The sequence below is a fragment of the candidate division WOR-3 bacterium genome, assembly GCA_039802205.1.
Taxonomy (GTDB): Bacteria; Hydrothermota; Tepidihabitantia; order SM23-42; family JAOAFX01; genus JAOAFX01.
In genome coordinates this window covers 1-5,780 of record JBDRWD010000094.1, presented here as the reverse complement: position 1 = coordinate 5,780, position 5,780 = coordinate 1, and the positions used below count along the sequence as shown (strand labels likewise).

The window sequence follows — 5,780 nt, the reverse complement described above, 5'->3', positions numbered from 1 at the left end:
GAAATTGTTAAGCAGTTTCCGATTGGGTTTAGAATTATTGGATAAGCTGGATTTATCCAAATACCCGTGGCTTTTTTGTTTCAAAAAGTTATGCCCAACCGAAGATTAAAAGTGAGGAGTACTCAGTGCATCGTCCCATTGACAGTATTAAAATTTTTGTTATACTTAAGCCATGGATAAGACATTGTTGATTATCAAACCCGATGCAGTAAAAAGAAATTTAGTAGGTAATATCCTCAAGCATATCGTAGATGCCGGATTCAAAATTGTGGCGATGAAAATGGTCTGGCTGACAAAAGAACAGGGAGGTAGATTCTATGAGATCCATAAGGGTAAAGAATTTTATAACTGGCTGGTGGATTTCATCTCTTCCGGACCGGTCGTCGTTGCCTGTTTGAAATCTCCTGATGCACCAAAAAGACTGCGTGAAGTCGTTGGTGCTACCGATCCGAAGAAGGCAGCGCCAGGAACCATCAGAAATCTCTATGGAACATCGGTTGGTGAAAATGTGGTCCATGCTTCAGCACCGGATGAGGACCCCCAGCGGGAAATAAACTTCTTTTTCAGTCAACAAGAGATTTTTGATTATTAATTATTGCCGGAAAAGTTTTTTAATCTTTTTACTCTTCTTTATCTCCTGTCCTCAACCCGGGACAAAAGAGATCGTAATTGAGCACCTTCCGGACCAGGAGTTGATTCTGGAGGCAGCACACCTGGCATCGCTGAAACCGCTTTATGCCTTTGAACTTCTTAAAAGAGTAAAGAATTCCCGATACACCAATGATAAATTAAAAATCCTTTTAAAGATCTATCTGGACCAGCGAGAGTATCTCCGGGCATCTGCCCTGCTTGATAGCCTTTCGGCAGAGATTGATCTGAAGGGCGATTCCACCTTAAAAGACCTGGCACTCAAGATCTTTTTAAGGGAAAAAAGATGGGAGAAGGTTTTAGACCTAACCGAGGATTCATTGCTAAAAGGGGTCGCATTATTCCGGCTTGAAAAATATGAGGAAGCAATAAATTTTCTTGCCCGGGCCAAGGAATTAAGCGACTACTCTCAACTATTCACCGCCCAATGCTATTATCAATTGAAAGATCTGCAGAATGCATTGATCACCCTCTTAAGCATTGATTCGGTGAGTTCAGTATTAGCCGCGGATTATCAACGACTCTTATTTGATCTGCTTTTAAATACTCCTAACATTTCTCTCATCGAAAGAGCAATGGCAAGGATAAAAGACAATGCATCCCGTAAATTCCTCCGTTTGAAAATATCGGAACGCCAGGGTGAGCGTCAGAGATTTCAAAGACTTGCGCGAGATTTGATTAAAAACCATCCGAGTTCTTTTGGTGCCAAATATTGTATCACGGTGTTGAAACCGAAAGATAAAGAGGAGTATAAGGAATTCGGCAAGGTAGCATTTTTACACAATGATTATCCCCGGGCGGTAAAATTTCTGGAACGAGCGGTCCGCGACAGCGATGTTAATTATTATTTGGGCAAGATTTATTACGACCAAAGAAATTATAACACTGCTTTGAATTATCTGCTGAAGAGCCGGCGTGCCGAAGCCTATTATTACCGCGCTTTGATTTTTGAAAATCGTCAGGAATATACGACTGCAATTGCAGTTTATGATTCGCTAATCAATCAATATCCGAGTACCCAGCATGCCATTAAAGCACTGAAAAGAAAGGCTTTTTTGCTGGAAGACTTGGGCGATACCCTTGGAGCGGTTGCTACATTCATCAAGGTTCGAGAAAAGACTACTAATTTTCGGGCGGGCTTTCAACTTTTCCGTATTGGCAGATTAACGGAAGCCCTGGCGATTCTCTCGCGCTATGATGAGCCAGATTTTATCTATTGGCAGGTAAGGATACGGGAGCGTCTGGGGCAGCCGGTGGATAGTTTGAAAAATTATTTACTTACAAACTATCCACTTTCCTATTATTCATTATTAAAAAATGGCGGTCTGATACCTATGGACACCGTGAGTCTGACAGGGTGGCTACAAAAATTCGGTGACACAACTGTTACTTTTGATTCTGTGGATTCCATCCATATAAAAAGGGCATTGAGGTATTTTGCAATCGGGGAAAATAATTATGCCCTTGCCGAACTCAATGCGATAACGGATAGATCACTGAGCGATTTAATAGCATTATGTCGGATTTGTTCCGCAAATGGTGATGATTATGGAGCGATAAGATTTGCTCTGGAGGTAAAAAAATGGCTGGAATATAACAACAGTTTTCGGAATTTTCCGGTAGATTTTTTACGACTGCTTTACCCGGTGCGGTATTTATTCACCATCGCCGAAAATAGTAATGACATCTGGCTTGCTTTGGCGATGATATGGCAGGAGAGCATGTTTAACCCAGAGGCGCGGAGTCGCGCCGATGCCCAGGGTTTAATGCAAATAATCCCTTCCACCGGAAGATTGATTGCCCGGGAACTTGGAATCACCGATTATTCCCTTTACAATCCCACGATTTCCATAAGGTTCGGCACTTATTATTTCAATAAAATGCTGAATGAGTTCAATTATCTCCCTTTGGCGCTGGCTGCTTACAACGCAGGACCGATCAATTTAAGAAGGTGGCTTACAAAAAACCCCAATGCCGAAATGGATGAATTCATCGAATTGATTCCATTCAGTGAAACCCGGGATTATGTGCGCCTGACCATGGCTCGGCGCATGATTTATCAAAAAATATGGGGTGATTTGTTGGAGTGAGATGCTAAAACGAGTCTATCTTGCACCCGATGAATTTTCGGCGATTACTATAAAAGAGATGTTGAAGGGCCACAATATTGAGGCAGTAATAAGGCGGTTTGAGACCACCTGGCTTGATGGTTTACCGAAGTTGATGTCTGGAGGTTGGGGCGAAGTGTTGGTCGATGAAAAAGATTATCATCTCGCCACAGAATATCTTGAAGAATTCCTGAGTCATCCGGCTTCAGATATTGACATTGAATGAAGATTCAATATAATAAAACTATGTCGGGAATAAAAAGTGCCAGACATGGCTGGCTTCTTTTGCTGCTACTTGTTTTTTTAAACTGTCCGAAACGGGTTAGTATCAAAACTACAAAACTTGAAGTTTTTTATCTCTCCTCACTCCTTGATGATATTAACCGCCCCCAACCCAATCTTGCCGGTATTCATAATCTAAATGGTGTCAAAGTTGGTTATCTGAATTTTGCCACGCCGTTCATGGCTCAGCTTTTCAATCGCCTGGGATTTTATAATCTACTTGATGAAATTTCGCTTGACTTTTTAATCACCAACCAACCGGTTCCTGGCACAAGATTTTTGTCTGTCCCCCATGACTTAGGTTACGGATTTAAAAATTATGAAGGCATTAGATTTGCAATATTCACCCAATTTCGTGATTCATTAAACATCTCGGAGCAGATAAAATTGGCGACGATCAGAGAACGGAGTGATGTGTTATGGGTGGTGAATAGAGAACAATTAAATTCCCCACCTATGGTGATTGATTTTATCATTCGGGAGCGAATGCTTCAGGATACCATGGTGAAGAAGTTAAAGTTGGAGCCAGATTCAACAATGATCAATAAAATAGAGAATTTCCGGCAATTGCTATCACAAACGCTTCAAACCCCGGTCGATATTGCCAATCAACCTTTGAGCGAGTTTATCTTTAAAAAACTAAAACAGAAATATAATGTCAATCTTATGATCTATCCGGTAAATATGATAAAGGATAACCGAGCCTGTTATTCACTGACCCTCGCTGAGTTCATGGATAAGGTTAACTGTGAGACAAAATTCAAGATCCAAGTGCTAAGCAAGACTGAGGTTAACAAAATATTGAATGATAAGATCTACGCGGTCATCGGCAATATCGCGAACCAGAATAGCGTATTGGTGCCAGATGGAGAAGGCACATATCTCTTTGATTTAATTTTTTACTAAGATGAAATTAAATTTTAAAAGACTGGCCTGGGACATCTTTGTTTTGTTATACGCAGGACTATTTTTTTATAACTGTTTGCGGCCCTACGAGAACTGGTTCTTTCCTTATCTTTATACCATGCTGTTAGTTTTATGGCTCTGTAAGGAATATTACCAGAAAAATCTTTTTTTCCAGCCAACCCATTTTCCCAATGAGGCCCATAATTATCTTTTGCGAGGATTGTTTGCATTATTTTTCTATTCTTCTTTCGTTTTTGGTATCGCCACGATCGTCTGGTGGCAAAGATATCGCATTTTTAAAAGCCCACTGTTGCCGCTGGCGGGCATTTTTCTGCTTGGACTGGGAATTTATCAGCGCGAAAAGGCATTGCACATGAATGTAAAAGATAAGGCAACCGTGGAAAAATTTTACGAGAGTTTGGGGTTGATAATTTTTTCTATGGCATTGGGTTATGATTCATATTTTTTATTGATTTACGGATTGGTTATTGGCGTGCCGTTGATAATTCTACAGATGCAACATTATATTAAGCGGTTGCAAATAAAAGCCAATTAAATAGGGGGAGTTATGATCTTTTCAGGATTGATTCTTTTGTCGTTGATTACCACCGAAGTCCCGGCAAAAATCACCTATCTGGTAGGTAATGTGATTGTGGAACGCGGTGGGAAAAAATATGCGGGTGTGCTCAATGCGCAGTTATATGTCAACGACATCGTTACGACTTATCGTGAATCCGTGTGCGAAATTCAGTTTGCCGATTACTCGCTGGTGCGGATTGAACCCAATTCCAGCATTAGGATTGAGAAAAAGGAGAAGGTAGAAAAAAAATTTTACCAGCGAATATTTGCTACGATCGGTGAGGTGATCACTAAGGTGGCGAAGTTAAACAAGGGAGATGAGATTGTAGTAAAAACAGAAGCCGCCCAGGCATACATCCGGGGGACAATATTCAAGACGACCGTCGACCAGGAAGGACGGAGTTCGTTCAGCGTCTTTGCAGGTAAAATAAGGGTGAAGAGCCTGGTGGAGGGGGCGAAAGAGTTTTTTGTGGATAAGAATTTCAGCGCCCGAATTGGTAAGGGAGAATTGAAACCGCTCGTGGAAAAATTGCCATTGGACGAAATAAAACTTTTTGCTGAGAAATACAAGGATTTCCTTGATCGTGGTAAAATCCTTGATTCATTAAGACAGAAGGCAGAGCAGGAGATAAAGGAGAAAAAAGAAGAACTGATTGAAGAAGGTAAGAGGAAGATAAAAGGCTGTATTTTTTAATTAATACTAAACTTAAAAAGGAAATATATGCCCAACAGTTTCTTCCTTTTACTATCGTTATTTACAAATCCAGTTCCTGATACCATTGAGCAAGCAGACCCTCCTGGTGTCGTATTCCTTTCCATTCCTGCCGGTGCACGGGAAACCGGGATGGGTTCAAGCGGTACTGGTAAATGTGACGATCCTGCAGGGATAAAATATAATCCTGGGGCAATCGGTTTTTTCAATAATTTTCAATTGGCAATAACGAATCAGGGACCTCCGCCGGGTGCAGGTAGATTTCTTGAGGATGCCTGGTTAAAAAGTTTGAGTATTCTTTTATATGAGGAAACAAAAAATCTTACCCCTGAACCACCTTGGCTCGGCTGGCTCATTTATGGTATGCGGTATATTTATGGTATTTGTGTTTGTCCGATAAAAAATTATGGAATCTTTGGATTGAATTATCTATATTTCACTACTCTGAGTACTCCTCACTTTTTCCTCCCCCTTTGATGGGGGAGGATTAAGGTGGGGGTGATAAAAATGGATTTGTCTCTTGATTCTTTTTCAATTTGTTTTAA

Annotated in this window: 7 protein-coding genes; all 7 read left to right on the top strand. The window is 40.8% G+C overall.

Translation table 11 applies throughout. From position 1 onward, the window contains the following. The first annotated feature begins 172 nt into the window (after nucleotides 1-172). The 7 genes from ndk to ABIL39_12210 are packed head-to-tail and all read left to right on the top strand — an operon-like array spanning nucleotide 173 to nucleotide 5,712. Complete coding sequence (gene ndk / locus ABIL39_12240; GenBank protein ID MEO0166896.1) at nucleotides 173-592, top strand: nucleoside-diphosphate kinase; 420 nt, start codon at nucleotides 173-175, stop codon at nucleotides 590-592. Beyond that, nucleotides 582-2,738 (top strand): transglycosylase SLT domain-containing protein, encoded by a 2,157-nt coding sequence (locus ABIL39_12235; GenBank protein MEO0166895.1) that lies wholly within the window; start codon nucleotides 582-584, stop codon nucleotides 2,736-2,738. Before ndk ends, ABIL39_12235 begins: the two co-directional genes overlap by 11 nt. Nucleotide 2,739: 1 nt before the next feature. Continuing rightward, nucleotides 2,740-2,982 (top strand): hypothetical protein, encoded by a 243-nt coding sequence (locus tag ABIL39_12230; GenBank protein ID MEO0166894.1) that lies wholly within the window; start codon nucleotides 2,740-2,742, stop codon nucleotides 2,980-2,982. 20 nt (nucleotides 2,983-3,002) lie between these two features. Then, nucleotides 3,003-3,944, top strand: a complete 942-nt coding sequence (locus tag ABIL39_12225; protein ID MEO0166893.1) for a hypothetical protein — start codon at nucleotides 3,003-3,005, stop codon at nucleotides 3,942-3,944. Nucleotide 3,945: 1 nt separating this feature from the next. Beyond that, the gene (locus ABIL39_12220; protein MEO0166892.1) at nucleotides 3,946-4,500 is read left to right on the top strand and encodes a hypothetical protein; all 555 of its coding nucleotides are present in this window, start codon (nucleotides 3,946-3,948) and stop codon (nucleotides 4,498-4,500) included. Nucleotides 4,501-4,512: 12 nt separating this feature from the next. Next, nucleotides 4,513-5,217, top strand: a complete 705-nt coding sequence (locus tag ABIL39_12215) for a FecR domain-containing protein (protein MEO0166891.1) — start codon at nucleotides 4,513-4,515, stop codon at nucleotides 5,215-5,217. Between the two features lie 27 nt (nucleotides 5,218-5,244). Next, a complete protein-coding gene (locus tag ABIL39_12210; GenBank protein ID MEO0166890.1) occupies nucleotides 5,245-5,712 on the top strand; it encodes a hypothetical protein in 468 nt (155 codons plus the stop codon). Nucleotides 5,713-5,780 lie beyond the last annotated feature (68 nt).